The following is a 16895-nucleotide window of genomic DNA, read 5'->3' on the forward strand; positions in this document are numbered from 1 at the left end:
TTATACTTCCTCCTTATAGACGATCTCACCATCACAAATTGTTAAAATTGGATAGCCTGACACGACTTCTCCAATAAATGGTGTATTACTACTTTTAGAAGCAAATTCTTCAGCAAGTATCGGTCTTTCTGTATCTAAATCAATAATCGTTATATCTGCATAACTTCCTTCTTCTAAACGCCCATAAGGTAAATTAAACGTTTCGCATGGTTTAGTCGTTAAGAATGACACAAGTTGTTCTAAAGTAAATTTACCGGTTTTCACGAAGTTTGTATAAAGTAATTGGAAAGCTGTTTCACTTCCTACGATACCAAAAGGTGCATCTACCATTGGCACTTCTTTTTCTTCTTTAGCATGTGGTGCATGATCTGTAGCAATACAATCAATTGTTCCATCAAGTAATGCTTCTATTAATGCATCTCTATCTTCTTTAGCTCTTAATGGTGGGTTCATTTTATAAATAGCATCATCACCTGGTACATCTTCTTCTGTAAGTAATAAGTGGTGCGGTGTAACTTCAGCTGTAACTTTTATACCCGCTTTTTTAGCATCTCTTATAACTCTTACACTTTCTTTAGTAGAAACATGGCATACGTGATAATGACAATTGGCTGCTTCTGCTAATAGAACATCTCTCGCTATTTGAACCGCTTCACAAATGGCCGGTATACCAGGAATATTTAATTCTTCGCTACGTTTACCTTCGTGCATAGCGCCACCATATATTAATGAATTATCTTCACAGTGTGCGACGATTGCTTTATCTATTTTAGCTGCTTCTTGCATTGCTTCATACATCATAGATGCTGTTTGAACACCTACTCCATCGTCAGTAAATTGGAACATGCCTCTATCTTTTAAAGCTTTAAAATCAACATGTTCTTTACCTGCTTGTCTTACTGTTATTGAAGCGTAAGGCAATACTCTAACAACTGCATGTTCGTCTATTATTTTATGCAGTCGATCTAAATGTTCAACTGAGTCAGGTACAGGTTTAGTATTTGGCATCGGGCAAACTGTTGTAAACCCACCTCTTGCAGCAGCCTTAGTGCCTGTCTCAATCGTTTCTTTATGTTCTCCACCAGGTTCTCTTAAATGCACATGTACATCTACAAACCCCGCAGATATAAAATGTCCTTTCGCATCAATTATTTCATGATTTTCAGCATCAATATAATCATTTATTCGTTTAATTTTACCGTCTTCGATTTCAACTTCTTTATGAACTAATTGACCTTCTAATAAGATTTTTCCATTTTTGATTATAAGTGACATTTTACTTTTTCCTCCTTGTGATTAAGTACATCATAAATACATGCCATTCTAATAAATACACCATTCTCCATTTGCTTAAATATCCTTGACTTTGGACTTTCAACTAATGAAGAATCGATCTCTACACCTCTATTTACTGGTGCTGGATGCATAACGATTGCTTTATCAGATAATTTATTATATCTATCAATTGTTAATCCGTATGCCTCATGATATTTCTCAGTATTAAAAGTCATACCTGATTCGTGCCTTTCATTTTGCACTCTTAATAACATACAAACATCAACTTCATCTATGACATCATCAATTTCAGCGTAAGGTACATTTGAAAAATCAGACTTCCATTGTTCTGGTGCACTGAACATAACTTCTGATCCTAATTTCGTTAAAGCTTCAGCATTACTTCTTGCTACTCTTGAATTCTTTATATCTCCTGAAATAAGTATTTTTAATCCTTCAAAATAACCATATTCCTCATAAATTGTCATTAAGTCTAAAAGACTCTGTGTTGGATGTTGTCCACTACCATCTCCACCATTTAATACAGGAATGCTAAGTCCTTTTAAGTTATCATAATAGGCATTTTCACTATGTCTAATGACGAGTGCATCAACACCAATTGATTCTAGTGTTTTGCATGTATCATATAAAGATTCTCCCTTTTGTACAGAAGATGTACTTGTTTCAAAAGGAATTACCTCTAACCCTAACTTTCTTTCAGCCATTTCAAAGCTACATTTCGTTCTAGTGGAATTTTCAAAGAATAAATTCGCTACTGTCATACCTTGTTCAAAAGGTTCTATACCATTTTGTTTGATTTTCTGTGCTTTTTTAATGATTTTCATTATGTCTTCTTTAGTTAGATCAGTCATAGTTAATAAATTTTTCAAGTGACACGCCTCCTTGAGATTATTTTATTTTCTTAGGCAAAATAAGATTGAGCAAGATACCAACTGTTGCAGCTAAAGCCATACCTTCAATATTCAAATGAATACCGATACCTGTGAAATCTAAATGTGCTTTACCAATTCCTAATACAAGAATGACTGAAGCAATAATCAAGTTTCTGTTATCTCCGAAATCAATATTGTTCTCTACTAACATTCTTAAACCACTTGAAGCAATGATTCCGAATAATAGTATAGATACACCGCCCATTACAGGTGTAGGAATTGTAGAAATCATTGCTGTAAATTTACCAACAAATCCTAAAATTAATGCGAGTGTAGCTGCACCACCTATCACCCATATACTATAAATTCTAGTAATGGCTAATACGCCGATGTTCTCACCATAAGTTGTGCTTGGTGGTCCACCGATGATTGAAGACATCATAGTTGATACTCCATCACCAATTAATGATCTGTGTAAACCTGGGTCTTTAAAAAAGTTTTTACCTACTATTTTATTAATTACAATTTGATGCCCAATATGCTCACTTACTGTTACAAATACAATTGGAAGCATGATGAGTATAAGTCCCCATTGTATAGATGGTGTGTAATCATGAAATGGCATGAATATGTCTGGCATTTGTAACCATTTTGCTTTTGAAATTGGACTTAAGTCAACAATTCCAAATAATAATGATGATATATATCCAACAATTATACCGATTAGTACTGGAATAATTGATAAGAATCCTTTAAAGAATACTGAGACAATAATTGTCGTTATTAATGTTATAAGTGCCACTGTAATGTAAACTCCGCTATACCCTTGCATGGCATTTGAATCCGTGTACATTGCCATATTAACAGCTACAGGTGCTAGACCTAATCCAATCACCATAATTACTGGACCTACTACAACTGGTGGTAATAAGTTTAACAACCAATTCGTTCCTGTAATTTTTATTATTATTCCGATGATGACGTAAAGTATACCACTCATGAATAAAGCGACTAACATTTCACCTAAGTCATGTGTTTTGAGTCCTACTATAATCGGTGTTATAAAAGCAAAGCTTGATCCGAGATAAGCAGGAATTTTGCCTTTCGTAATCATTATATAAAGCAAAGTTCCAAGTCCCGATGCTATAAGTGCTGCCGAAACAGGCAAACCTGTTAAAAATGGTACAAGTACTGTTGCACCAAACATTGCAAATAAATGTTGTGAGCTTAAGAAAAACCATTGTGAAGCTTTAGGTTTTTCATTTACATCTAGTATTGGCTCGACTGTTCGTTCAAACATTTCTTCGTTGTGTGTCATTTTCCTTCTCCTATTCAAAAAAAGATCCCTTTACACAATTTGCAAAGGGATCTATGGGTACAGTTATACCTATGCTGATATAGATATACTGTCTCATATATACTCCTTTGCCAGTCTCTCGTACTGATTTAAAAGGATTTATTTAATTTAATGTTACTGCTGTTTGTTTATCAAACTCTTCTAATTCTACGACTATAGATTCATTAGAAGATGTTGGTATATTTTTACCAACATAATCCGCTCTTATTGGAAGCTCTCTATGTCCTCTGTCAACTAATGTAGCTAAACTAATTTTTCGTGGTCTTGCATGATCTAATATAGCATCTAATGAAGCTCTTACAGTTCTTCCTGTATATAATACGTCGTCAACAATAATGACATGTTTATCATTAATATCAACATCGATATTAAATGATTTCACTTTAATTGCATCTTGTTGATTTTGAACATCATCACGATAATGCGTCACATCAATTTCGCCAGTTGGTACTTGAACTTGTTCAATAGCTTCGATTTTTTGTTCGATTCTATTCGCAAGAAAAACGCCTCTTGTCTTAACACCTAACAAGACGATATCTTTCGTGCCTTTATTCTTTTCCAATATTTCATGTGACATTCTTGTTAATGCTCTATTAACAGCAGCATCATCCATGATTAATCTTTCAGCCATATCCAATCTCCTTCCACAAAAAAAATACTCACGCCTGTAGAAGACATGAGTATATACTAGTACCATTAAAATGGTCTACACGTACATATTATGTCTTCTCAGCCTCTCTGGACTGTCCGTTAAAGACGCTTTAATTGTTAAATCCATACTATCGTTTTTTTCTGTTGATGTCAAAGTTTATATAAAATTAATTAAGTATTATTACACGTCTGAATTATTTTTTATCTTCGTGATTTCTTAATTTTTCTAACAACGTTTCAAAATACTCAGGTAACGGTGCTTCTTTTTCAATGTATTCACCCGTTACTGGATGTTCGAAACCTAATAAACCTGCATGAAGTGCTTGTCCATCTAAATTCAAAGTTTTCTTAGGTCCGTATTTAGGGTCTCCTACTAAAGGAAATCCAATATGCTTCATATGAACTCTGATTTGATGAGTACGTCCAGTTTCTAACTGACAATTTACTAATGTATATTTTTCGAATTTATCAACAACATTAAAATGTGTCACTGCTTCTTTACCATCATCAACAATTGCCATTTCTTGTCGCTCTTTAGGATTTCTTCCTATTGGTGCTTCAATCGTACCAAATTCATGTGGTATATTACCATGAACAAGTGCAGTATATTCTCTCGTTACAGTTTTATTTACTAATTGTTCAACAAGCCCTCTATGAGCAATGTCATTTTTAGCAATCATCAATAAACCTGAAGTATCTTTATCAATACGATGAACGATACCTGGTCTAATTTCACCATTAATTCCTGACAAATCTTTAATAACATGCATTAATCCATTTACTAATGTACCTGTATAATGCCCTGGTGCCGGATGAACAACCATACCCTTAGGTTTATATACTACCGCTATATCTTTATCTTCATAATATACTTCAATACCTAAATCTTCTGCCACGATGTCTACTTCTTCTACAACTTTTTCAGTAACAACAATAACATCATTTAATTTCGTCTTGTAATTTGCTTTAATAACATTACCATTTACTTCAACTAAACCTAATCTAATCCAATCTTGGATTTGGTTTCTAGACCAATCCGGGTTTAACTCAGGTAATAACTTATCTATTCTAACGCCTTTTTCATTTTCTGTTTCAATCTTAAATTCAAATGTATTCAAGCTTTCTCCTCCTTACCTTCAAATAAAATCACAATAATTAATACGATTACACCTATTGTTAAAGCAGCGTCTGCTACATTAAATATCGGAAAATTATAGCCAAAGATATATGTGTCAATAAAATCAACAACTTCGCCTCTAAACAATCTGTCTATAAAATTACCAATTGAACCAGCAATTAACAAACTTAAACCAAGTTGCATAACAGGTTGACCATATCCCTCATTTTTAAAAAACATAAATAAAATAACAAGTACAACAACAGTTACAATATAAAACAACCACATTTTTCCTTGTAAAATACCCCAAGCAGCACCTTGGTTTCTGTGAGATGTAATATATATAACTTTACTGATTACTTTTACAGATTCACCAACTTCTAATGATTTAACAATCATAAACTTAGTTAGTTGATCAAATACTATCAATAATACAATAAAAGTACTCCATATCGGTATATTGTAACCTTTACGCATCTATATTTCACTCCAATCTTGATTATTTTACCACATAAACAGACATGTTTGTTAATATGAATTTTTAAAATTATGTCCAATTTAAAAAGAGATTAAGCAACATTAAGTTACTTAACCTCTAAAAAATAATTCATAAATCTAATTATTGATACTTTTAATTATGATTTAACTTTTCTAGATAAACTAAATATACCAACTGCAGATAATACCGCAAAAGTAAATAATACATAACGTAATATCACGTTATCATTTTCACCTGTTTTCGGTAATTCTTTTTGCGATTTATTAGATTTGTTTTCTTTTGATTTAACCTTATTTACAGATTCTTCCTTAGACTTTACATCTTTATTATTATCTTGTTTAGCTGTTTCAGAAGATTTAGGTTCAGATTTATTTGTATTCATATCTGTTTTATTTTGCTCATTAGCTGATTGTTTAACTTTCTTATCATTTACAGCCACTTTGTTATCTTTATTTACGACTGTATTTTTAGGAGTTTCTGCTTTTTTATCATATTTTTTTCCTGTATTTGTATTTACTTCTTTGTCATCATTTTTATCTTTATTTGGATCTTTTTTAGTCGGTTTATCTTTGTTATCAGAAGCTAGTTGATCTGGACTAGGTGGCTTTTCTTGATTGCCATTAGGGATTTTTGTATTACTTTGTTGTCCAGGTTGTTGCATATTTGTTTGATTATATGAATAATGATTGTCAGCACTAGGGTCAAAATTAATACCATCTAAAGGTCTAGGATGTTCACCTACAAACAAGTCATTTACTCTGCCTTTCGAAGCATAAAATTCAAAGTATCTCCATTGATCAGATATATGTTTATATTTTGGATTTACTTCATTTGTTTTGACACCATTCTTAATAATATAAAAATCCTCTGGATCTGGAGTCTTAACTTCTAATATTTCTTTTTCTGGAATACTCATTGAACCATCAGAATTAATGTATATAGGAGCAGCCTTACCACTTGATTTAAATACATATTTAACAGGTTTATTCTCCTTCAATTCCTCAGCATTCACTTTCCCTACAATAGGAGCACTTACAATTGTACATAACAAAGTTGATAAAAATACTTTCTTTAACATAAACATCTCTCCTTACATGAATAACATTTATAATATTTTTACTGCTTTGTTCTCAATATAACCAATCCAATTATCTTTATTATCGTATAATGAATAATAAGTTTTCCCATTACTTAATTTATATTGAGCTTTTGCAAATAACTTTTTATTTATATATTTGTCAGAAGATTCTCTTTTAGTATCAATTAAATATCCATAAAAGTTATAATTTTTACTTATTTATCTAATAAAAATGTTCAACGATACTTACATTAATTTAAAAATAAAATGATGTTTATTCTCTAGTTAATGACATTCACTTCTTGGCGTAGATGTATATATCACTCCTTTGCATATTTTAACCTTTCATATAACTTTCTCATATTTAGGTTTGGTCTTTATATATCCTATATTTTGTCTCTCTTGAAGAAGCTTATATCGCAGATTAATTACTTTCATTATATTATGTAATTTTTTTACTAACAATACTTTTTTTAATGAATTTTATATTAAATATAACAAAAATATAAACATACAAAAAACGCCCAATCCGAAATAAGTACTACGGATTGGGCGTTTATAAAACTTCATTTTATATTAATGTTTTAACTACTTCTTGGCAACGTGGACATAAATGATCAAGTTCACCTACTGAACCTAATTCATCTGAGTAATTCCAACAACGTTGACACTTTTCTCCATCTGCATGTTTAACTGTTACTTTAACGTACTCATATTCTTCTCCATCTGTTAATTCATCAACTACATCAACTTTTGATACGATAAATAGTTGTTGTAAGTCTTGGAATTGACTTAAGAATTCTACTGTATTAAAGTCTTCTGAATTTGAAAGTGTGATATGTGCTTCTAATGATTTACCAATAACTTTTTCGTTACGTGCAACTTCTAAAGCTCTATTCACATCGTCTCTTAATTTCATAAGTTTAGACCATTTTTCAACTAATTCAGTATCTACTTCATGTGGATTAGGCATATTTGTTAAATGAACACTTTCTTCTTCTACGTGTGGAATGTGTCCCCAAATTTCATCTGCAGTATGTGGGATAATTGGTGCTAATAATTTAGTTAATTTAACTAATGTTTCGTATAACACTGTTTGCATACTACGACGTTTCAATGAATCATATTGTTCGATATAAAGAATATCTTTACCATAATCTAAATAGAAGTTACTTAATTCTACATTGATAAAGTTTTGAATATCTTGATAAATATCTAAATAATCAAATGCTTCATAATGAGATAAAGTTCTACCAATGAATTGGTTTAATCTATTATGCATGTATTGATCAATTTCAAGCATATCTTCATATTTAACGTTGTCAGTTGCTGGGTTGAAATCATTAACATTTCCTAATAAGAAACGGAATGTATTTCTAATTTTACGATATACGTCAGAAGTTTGTTTTAAGATGTCATTTGAAATTCTAACATCTGCTAAGTAATCTACACTACTAACCCATAATCTCGCGATATCAGCACCCATTTGTTTAACAATTTTATCTGGAACGATTACATTTCCTAAAGATTTACTCATTTTCTTACCCTCTCCATCCATAACGAAACCGTGTGAAAGTAACATTTTGTATGGTGAGATACCTTTAGTTGCTACAGATGTTGTAATTGAAGAGTTGAACCAACCTCTATATTGGTCACTACCTTCTAGATAAATATCAGCTGGATAAGATAATTCAGGACGTGTTTCTAATACACCTCTATGTGTTGAACCAGAATCAAACCATACATCCATAATATCAGTTTCTTTTGTAAACTCACCATTTGGACTACCTTCATGAGTAAATCCTTCAGGTAACAAGTCTTTCGCTTCTCTTTCAAACCAAATATTTGAACCATGTTCTTCAAATAGATTTGCAACATGATTAATTGTTTCATCTGTCATGATGATATCGCCATTTTCAGCATAGAATACAGGTAAAGGAACGCCCCATACTCTTTGACGAGAAATAACCCATTCTCCTCTATCTCTAATCATGTTATATAGTCGCGTTTTACCCCAATCAATTTTGAACTTCGTATTATCGATTGCATCTAAAATATCTTCTCTTACTTTACTGATAGACGCAAACCATTGTTCAGTTGCTCTAAAGATAACTGGTTTTTTAGTGCGCCAGTCATGAGGATATGAATGTTTGAAGAAAGAAAGTTTTAATAACGCGCCGACTTCTTCTAATTTTTCAGTAATTGTTTTGTTCGCTTTATCATAAAATTGTCCTTCGAATTCACCAGCTTCTTCAGTGAATACACCTTTATCATTGATAGGACTAATAACATCTAGACCATATTTTTGACCAACTACATAGTCATCTTCACCATGTCCAGGTGCTGTATGTACACAGCCAGTACCTGCATCCGTTGTAACATGATCACCTAAAATTAATAATGATGTTCTATCGATAAATGGATGTTGAGCAGTTATATATTCTAATTCAGAACCACTAAACTCTTTCTCTCTTACGATTGTTTCTTTATTCCAGTCTAATTCTTCACAAACTGTATCTAATAAAGCATCTGCAACTACATACTTTTTACCTTCAACATTAACTTGAACATAATTTAATGTAGGATTTACAGCTATTGCTACATTAGATGGAATAGTCCAAGGAGTTGTAGTCCAAATAACAAATGCAGCATCTTCGTCAACAATACCTTTACCATCAAGAACATTAAATGCTACATAAATTGAAGGAGATTTTTTATCTTGATATTCGATTTCAGCTTCTGCTAAAGATGATTCACTTGAAGGAGACCAATATACTGGTTTTTTCCCTTTATAGATTAAACCTTTTGCAGCCATTTCACCAAACACTCTGATTTGCGCCGCTTCAAATTCAGGTTTCAAAGTAATATATGGGTTATCCCAATCACCATTTACACCTAAACGTCTAAAGTCTGCTTTTTGTAATTCAATTTGCTCTAATGCAAACTCTTTACATTTTTCACGGAATTCCGCGATTGTCATTTCTTTTCTTTTAACACCTTTATTTGTTAATGCTTGCTCGATTGGTAAACCATGCGTATCCCAACCTGGAACGTATGGTGCATAATAACCAGACATTGATTTTTGTCTCACAATTATATCTTTCAAAATTTTATTCAATGCGTGTCCCATATGCAAATTACCATTAGCGTATGGCGGTCCATCATGAAGAATAAATGGTGTATTTCCTTTATTTTTTTCTAAAATTTTATTGAATAAGTCTTTCTCTTTCCACTCTTCTTGGATTTGTGGCTCTTTGTTTGGTAAACCACCTCTCATTGGAAAACTTGTTTTAGGCATTAGTAACGTATCTTTGTAATCCATAAGTCTTAATCTCCTTCTTCATTTAAATTAAAATAAAAAACTCTAAGTTGAAATAATAGGGACGACTTTAATCGCGGTACCACCCTCATTAACTCAACTTAGAGTTCACTCATCAAAAATATATAATTTTGTAAACAGGTGATACCTAAAGAATTGAAATCGTCAGGCTCACACTATCCCTAACTCGCTTAGCAAATCATTATTCTTTAGACTTGTCCTCTTCACTATTTACTGTTTGATTATTTATCTGTTCTTGATTATTTTCTTCTTCTTTATTCAAAATGTCAATATTTTCTTCAGTAACTTGTTGTTGATCAATATCATAATTTAATAAATAATCCCAATCATCATTCTTCAGTAAATCTAATTGAGCTTCAACTAACATGCGAAAACGAGAGCGAAACACTTTAGATTGACGTTTCATATCTTCAGTTTGGAAACTGATATGACGCGCTTTTTGGAGTGCATCATTAATAATTTGATCCGAACGACCTTCAGCTTCTTTAACAATAGCATCTGCTTTTAATACAGCAGTATGTTTTGTTTCTTCGCCTGTTTTTTGTGCTTGTAACAATGCTTCAGATATTGTATTTTCAACCGCTTTAAAACGATTAATATTTTCATCTTTGTCATTAATTAAAGTTTGTAACTGATCTTTATCGGATTTTAATTTTTCAATTTCATCACTTAAAGTCTGTAAATATTGACGTACTTCTGATTCATCTAATCCTTTATGGACTCTACTAAACTCTTTTTGTTTGATTTCTTCTGGGGTAAATGCCATAAGTTTTCCTCCTTAGCACTATTTAAACAAAGTTTTATAAGTTATTCTTAACTTCCCTTTTTTTGACTCTCCATTGTTTGCTATGATCAATGCTCGACCATATCCTTTAATAGATAATAAGTCATTCTCTTCGACTATAAAGTCTACTACTTCAATTTCTCTATGATTGACTTTAACACGTTTACTTTCAATTAGCTTTTTACTTATCGTTCTACTTGTATTTGTTATATGTTTTACTATAACATCAAGTCTCATTGCACTAACTGTTGCATCGTGACTATTCCAATTCTCATTCGATTGTATCATATTTTGGAAAGGAATAGAACTCAATTTGATTCCTGCGCCTTTAATCTTTGTTAATTCCATCATAATATATGATTCAAATCTTTTTGTCAAAACAAACTGTATTCGGCCATTTACGATTATATCGCCAAGTTGATTTCTATCTATTCCAAGAGACATAATCGTCCCTAATACGTTGCGATGCGTCAGATTAACAAATTTAGAAGGATACGTAAGTTCAATTAGTACAATTTCATAATCTTCATCAGTTGGAACAAAGTAATCTGGTGCAACAATTGCACGTTTTCTTTCAGATTCATTATTACCTCCAAAAAAATGAACTTCTAATTCATCAAATCCTCCAACTATAGTTTGTAAAATAAACTGTTCTCTAGGATCTAAAAAATCAGTTAATACATGTTGATAATTTCTTTCTGCTATTTCACATTTATTTAAAAATAAATCAATTTCTTCTTTTTCTTCTTTTCTAAAGTGCTGATATATATCCATTTTACACCTCTAATTATATAAAAAATAGGATGTGACATTTCGTCCCACCCTACTGTCATTCATTGTTCATTTATAATATTGGTACAACAGGTACAATCATATTAAATATATTGATTAAACCAACGTAGAATAAACTTAGTGTAATAAATGCCACAATTGATGATATGTCTAGCATACCTAACGGTGGAATAATTTTTCTAAATGGTTCTAAAAATGGTTCATATATTTTTCCTAAAAATTGTCCAAATGCGCCTTCTCTAAGGCTTGGTAACCAAGATGTAAGGAAATAAACAATCATACCATATTGATAAATTTTAACTAGGAATAATATAAATCCTAAAATTGTACTTAATAATCCACTATCCATATCTTAATACCTCTATTCTTGATAAGGTTCAACTTGTTCTAACTGTTCAGTAATTGATCCTGCTACTTCAACATTATCAGGTGTACATAAGAAAATATCTGTACCTACTCTTCTTATATCTCCACCTATTGCATAAACAGTACCACTTAAAAAATCTATAATTCTTTTAGCTGATACTTTATCAATGCGTTGTAAATTCACTAAAGTAGTTCTTCTGTTTTTCAACTCATCAGCGATATCTTGAGTATCAGAAAATACTCTTGGTTCAAATAAGCACATTTTTGAACTTTGCGCAAAATCCATATTACCACTCATGCTTACAACATTCGTTTGAGATGAATTTGTACGTTTTTCAGTCATGGCCTCTTTCCTTTCAGGTTTTTTAAAATCACGTGAACGTTGTGATTGATATCTTGTAGTATTTGCTTTTTGTGTTGGTACACTTTTAATAGATTGTTGATTCATTTTTTTCTCTTGTGTAGAAGGTTCTTGCTGTGGTGTTTGTTGTTTTTGTTCTCTTTGTGGTTCTTCGTATACCTCTTCTTCTTCATCAACTACGAAAAAACCTTTAAATACATCTTTAATTGCCATAATTTACACTCCTATTCACCAACTAATTTAGTACCAATTCGTACATATGAAGCACCCTCTAAAATTGCTTCGTTAAAATCATTACTCATACCCATGGATAATTCAGTACATGGCGCATAAGATAAATTCAATGATTGTACTTTATCTTTTAAATTTCTTAGCTGATTAAAATATTGTCTTAATTTCGTTTTATCTTCAGTCAAAGGTGCCATAGTCATTAATCCAACTACTTCAATGTGTTTAAAAGTTTTAAACTCTTCTATAAATGGAATCAATTCTTCCGGTGAAATACCATGTTTAGATTCTTCACCTGAAACATTTACCTGAATAAAACATTTTATAACATGATCAGCACGTTTATCAATTTCTTTAGCTAATTTCAATCTATCTAATGCGTGTAAGTAGTCAATTTCATTGATTACTTCTTTAACTTTTCTCGTTTGTAATGACCCTATAAAGTGCATTACAGCATCATCAGGTAGATGTTTTTTCTTTTCTAAGAAACCTTCTATTCTATTTTCGCCAAAATTTTTCAATCCAGCTTCATAAGCTTCTATAGCTCGGTCTATTGTAACATATTTTGTCACAACAATCACTTGAGGTGTTGTGTCAAACTGTGATTTATTACAGCTGTCACAAATTTGTGAATTTATTTCTTTTAAATTTTCTTCTACTGATTTCAAAACTTTACCTACTTTCTGCCTATAAATGCAAGCATTCTACCAGTATTACCTTTTTCAACTCTGTATGAAAAGAATAAATCTGTTTCACTTGCTGTACAGTGGCTCGTTTTAACAATATGCTCTGGACTTATCCCATAATGTATTGCCAACAATTCGTTAGCACGTTTCAAATCAATACCATATCGATCTTGTTCTCTTTTTTCTATATATAAACTAGCATCTATTGGTAAAGAATTGAATTTATTGTATATATCTTCATTGATTTCATAAGTATTAGAAGTAGACGGACCTATCACAATTCTGAGATTTGCTAATTCACCATTGTATTGATCTATCATTTCTTTCAATATTTGAGTGTATGTGCCTCTCCATCCAGCATGACAAAGACCGATATATTTATTTTTAACGTCGTATAAATATATTGGAACACAATCTGCAAAACACATTGTTAAAAGTAGATTAGATTCGTAAGTAAATAGCCCATCAATTCCATGTAATTCATTTGTTAAAGCTTTTATGTTCTTACCTTTATCATCTGAAAATACCTCTTGAACTTTGTTTTCATGTGTTTGTATTGGAAACACCCAATTTTCACAATTGAAACCAATTTCATCAGCCAATATTTTTTGATGAGCAGTAATATTTTCTTGATTGTCATCAATATAACGTGCCATGTTAAAGGCATTTTCTGGGTATGAACTGTAACCATCTTTACGTGTTGTAATACCTAGTGTTATATCTTCTCTACTATCGATGTCATACTCTAAATAATGATTTCGCTGACTAAATATCTCTTTCATTTCATCTCTCCTAACAAAAAAAGTCATCAGGACTTAGCCTGATGACTTTTTAAGTTCATTTATCGTCTAGAGCGTCTAGAACGTCTATCTTCTCTATTTCGAATGAAACTTGGAATATCACTATCATCAGTTGATTCATTTGCTGATTTATTTTCAAATGAAGCTTTTCTACCTAGTGATTCCCCTTCTTCTCTATTAGAAGTAGGTTCTTCTGTAGTTCCACCAAATGCTCCACCACTTTGAGGTTTGCGAGCATTAGAAGGTTTGTCATTGAAACCTGTTGCAATTACAGTAACGACTAATTCGTCTTGTAATTCTGGGTTAATAACAGTACCAAATATCATATTAACATCTTCATCAGCTGCATCTTGAACAATATCTGCTGCTTCTTGAGCTTCAAATAGAGATAATGACTCTCCACCTGTAATATTCATTAAGACACCTTGAGCGCCAACTATAGACGTTTCTAATAATGGTGAAGAAATTGCTTTTTTAGCAGCTTCGATTGCTCTGTTTTCACCTGAAGATACACCAATACCCATTAATGCTGAACCTTGGTTAGACATGATTGTCTTAACGTCAGCAAAGTCTAGGTTAACTTCACCTGAAACAGCGATTAAATCTGAAATACCTTGTACACCTTGGCGTAAAACATTATCTGCTTCTTTAAATGCTTCCATCATAGGCGTTGATTTATCAACGATATCTAATAAACGGTCATTAGGGATAACGATTAACGTATCTACTGCAGCTTTCATTGATTCTACACCAGCAGCAGCTTGTGTTTGACGTTTACGACCTTCAAAGCTAAATGGACGTGTTACAACACCAACTGTTAAAGCACCCATTTCTTTAGCGATTTTAGCAACTACAGGTGCAGCACCTGTACCTGTTCCACCACCCATACCTGCAGTTACGAATACCATATCTGCACCTTGGATAGCATCTTCTATTTGTTCACGTGATTCTTCTGCAGCTTTTTTCCCTATTTCTGGGTTAGCACCAGCACCTAATCCACGAGTTAATTTTTCACCAATTTGAATCTTAGATGAAGCTTTTGATAAGTTTAAAGCTTGACCATCTGTATTAATAGAAATAAATTCTACATTATTCATTCCATGATCTATCATACGGTTTACGGCGTTATTACCTCCGCCACCAACACCAATTACTTTTAAAGTAGCTAAATGATTAAACCCTTGTTCAAATTCTAACATTTATTATCCTCCTAATCTTTATGACCCATCAATCAAATAACGATTTCATTAATTTTTTGAATACACTAGGCTTCTCTTCTTGACTTTCCGAATCATAATCTGTTTCGGCGTAATTGTCGTTATCAGAATTTGAAGCTTTTACGTCATTGTTTTTGTCTTTGTTTGTTTTTTTCTTAAACCATTGTTCATATGGTTTAGCTTTAGTTTCTTGATTTACATCTTCATATGTTTCTTCTTCAACATTATCCACATCATAATTATTCATTGTAACATAATCTAGTAGCTCATCAAAGTTAATTCCACTAGATATTGTAGATATACTAGATGTAAACTCGGGTTTACGTATACCCATTTGTGATGGAGTATGTACGCGTACTTTTTCATTTACCATATCTTGTAGAAGTTCTTTTATACCTAGTAAATTCGAAGTTCCACCAGTCACAATAAATCCACCGTTAACATTTGTTATACCCATGTCTTGTAGTAAATCGAATATTTCAAAGAATATTTCTTCTGCTCTAGATTCGATAATCTCACTTAACTCTTTCTGAGTGAATTGTGCATGTCCATCTTCGTTGATTTGTTCTACACTAAAAACATCTTGATCTGATGCTGAATCATAAAAAGCATGACCATATTGTTGTTTAATCTTCTCAGCGTTGTCATATGTAGTATTTAACGATTTAGCTATATCTGTTGTAATACTTCTACCTGCCATTTCAATCGTATCAGCATCAACAAGATTGCCTCTCTCATAGAAACCGACTTGAGTTAAATCTTCACCTATATCAATGACACAAGCTCCTAACTCAACTTCTGTTGGAGATAGGATAGATTGATAATTGTACGCATCTGAAAATACGTCTAATACATCCACTCCACAAGATTCAACACATTTAATTATATTGATTAATAGTGATTTTGATGTTGCGATAACGCCTGCCTCTACTTTTAATGATTGAGTAGCAACCATTTCTTTAGGGTCTGACACTTCATGCAAATCATCCACAATGAATTTCATTGGAAATACACCAATTACTTCAGTTTCAGGTACATCATTTAAATCTCTGATGCCTTCTAATACCGATTCAATGTGACTTCCATTAATTTCAGTTTCTGTTCCTTCAAAAGGTATTTCAAATTTCTCGTCATATATTTCTGTATTCACGATAGGCATTTTTAAAAATACTTCTTTAATATCTACCCCAGAAGCAATCGCCGCTTTTTTGATTGTATCTTTAATCGCTTGTTTTGCGATATCAAAGTCATCAATACAGCCATTTCTTATACCATTTGTATACGTTTGCCCTGTACCTATCACGTTAATGCCATTATGAAATTTTTCTCCTACTATTACTTTTACACTCGATGAACCTATATCTAAACTAATATAATAATGTTCCTCCATCGATAGGCACCTCCTCTAACACATGATAATCAAATTTACACTATTATTAGTTTACATGATA

16 protein-coding genes are annotated in these 16895 nt (G+C 32.0%); all 16 read right to left on the reverse strand.

The genetic code is table 11. The features are described 5' to 3' along the window. Positions 1-1275: a dihydroorotase gene (locus tag LQ609_RS01335; RefSeq protein WP_218702751.1), complete on the reverse strand. Its 1275-nt coding sequence runs from the start codon at positions 1273-1275 to the stop codon at positions 1-3. Next, complete coding sequence (locus tag LQ609_RS01340) at positions 1263-2165, reverse strand: aspartate carbamoyltransferase catalytic subunit (protein ID WP_078358600.1); 903 nt, start codon at positions 2163-2165, stop codon at positions 1263-1265. The genes LQ609_RS01335 and LQ609_RS01340 overlap by 13 nt, the downstream gene beginning before the upstream one ends. 19 nt (positions 2166-2184) lie before the next feature. Beyond that, the gene (locus LQ609_RS01345) at positions 2185-3486 is read right to left on the reverse strand and encodes a solute carrier family 23 protein (protein ID WP_239734247.1); all 1302 of its coding nucleotides are present in this window, start codon (positions 3484-3486) and stop codon (positions 2185-2187) included. A gap of 142 nt (positions 3487-3628) precedes the next feature. Beyond that, positions 3629-4156, reverse strand: coding sequence for a bifunctional pyr operon transcriptional regulator/uracil phosphoribosyltransferase PyrR (pyrR, locus tag LQ609_RS01350; RefSeq protein WP_078356883.1), 528 nt, complete (start codon positions 4154-4156; stop codon positions 3629-3631). A gap of 214 nt (positions 4157-4370) precedes the next feature. After that, complete coding sequence (locus LQ609_RS01355) at positions 4371-5294, reverse strand: RluA family pseudouridine synthase (protein WP_239732692.1); 924 nt, start codon at positions 5292-5294, stop codon at positions 4371-4373. Continuing rightward, positions 5291-5770: a signal peptidase II gene (gene lspA / locus LQ609_RS01360; protein ID WP_115337568.1), complete on the reverse strand. Its 480-nt coding sequence runs from the start codon at positions 5768-5770 to the stop codon at positions 5291-5293. The genes LQ609_RS01355 and lspA overlap by 4 nt, the downstream gene beginning before the upstream one ends. A 158-nt stretch (positions 5771-5928) precedes the next feature. Next, on the reverse strand, positions 5929-6870 hold the full coding sequence (locus LQ609_RS01365; protein WP_208143962.1) for an LPXTG cell wall anchor domain-containing protein: 942 nt from the start codon (positions 6868-6870) through the stop codon (positions 5929-5931). 571 nt (positions 6871-7441) lie between these two features. Then, entirely contained in the window at positions 7442-10192 is a 2751-nt protein-coding gene (gene ileS / locus LQ609_RS01370) for an isoleucine--tRNA ligase (protein WP_078356876.1), read from the reverse strand. A 199-nt stretch (positions 10193-10391) separates the two neighbouring features. Next, positions 10392-10976 carry a DivIVA domain-containing protein gene (locus LQ609_RS01375; protein WP_078356875.1) on the reverse strand — a complete coding sequence of 195 codons (585 nt, stop codon included), beginning with the start codon at positions 10974-10976 and terminating at the stop codon, positions 10392-10394. Between the two features lie 18 nt (positions 10977-10994). Continuing rightward, positions 10995-11768: a YlmH family RNA-binding protein gene (locus LQ609_RS01380; RefSeq protein WP_078356874.1), complete on the reverse strand. Its 774-nt coding sequence runs from the start codon at positions 11766-11768 to the stop codon at positions 10995-10997. A 70-nt stretch (positions 11769-11838) separates the two neighbouring features. After that, positions 11839-12135: a YggT family protein gene (locus LQ609_RS01385; RefSeq protein WP_078356873.1), complete on the reverse strand. Its 297-nt coding sequence runs from the start codon at positions 12133-12135 to the stop codon at positions 11839-11841. 12 nt (positions 12136-12147) lie between these two features. Further along, a complete protein-coding gene (locus LQ609_RS01390; RefSeq protein ID WP_078356872.1) occupies positions 12148-12726 on the reverse strand; it encodes a cell division protein SepF in 579 nt (192 codons plus the stop codon). An 11-nt stretch (positions 12727-12737) separates the two neighbouring features. Further along, positions 12738-13409 (reverse strand): YggS family pyridoxal phosphate-dependent enzyme, encoded by a 672-nt coding sequence (locus LQ609_RS01395; RefSeq protein ID WP_078356871.1) that lies wholly within the window; start codon positions 13407-13409, stop codon positions 12738-12740. Positions 13410-13417: 8 nt separating this feature from the next. Next, positions 13418-14209 (reverse strand): peptidoglycan editing factor PgeF, encoded by a 792-nt coding sequence (gene pgeF / locus LQ609_RS01400; RefSeq protein WP_078356870.1) that lies wholly within the window; start codon positions 14207-14209, stop codon positions 13418-13420. A 59-nt stretch (positions 14210-14268) separates the two neighbouring features. Further along, positions 14269-15426 carry a cell division protein FtsZ gene (gene ftsZ / locus LQ609_RS01405; RefSeq protein ID WP_078356869.1) on the reverse strand — a complete coding sequence of 386 codons (1158 nt, stop codon included), beginning with the start codon at positions 15424-15426 and terminating at the stop codon, positions 14269-14271. Positions 15427-15454: 28 nt separating this feature from the next. Then, positions 15455-16834 (reverse strand): cell division protein FtsA, encoded by a 1380-nt coding sequence (gene ftsA, locus LQ609_RS01410; protein ID WP_078356868.1) that lies wholly within the window; start codon positions 16832-16834, stop codon positions 15455-15457. Between the last annotated feature and the right edge of the window lie 61 nt (positions 16835-16895).

Origin of the sequence: Mammaliicoccus sp. G-M28 (assembly GCF_022386595.1) — a bacterium.
GTDB lineage: Bacteria > Bacillota > Bacilli > Staphylococcales > Staphylococcaceae > Mammaliicoccus > Mammaliicoccus fleurettii.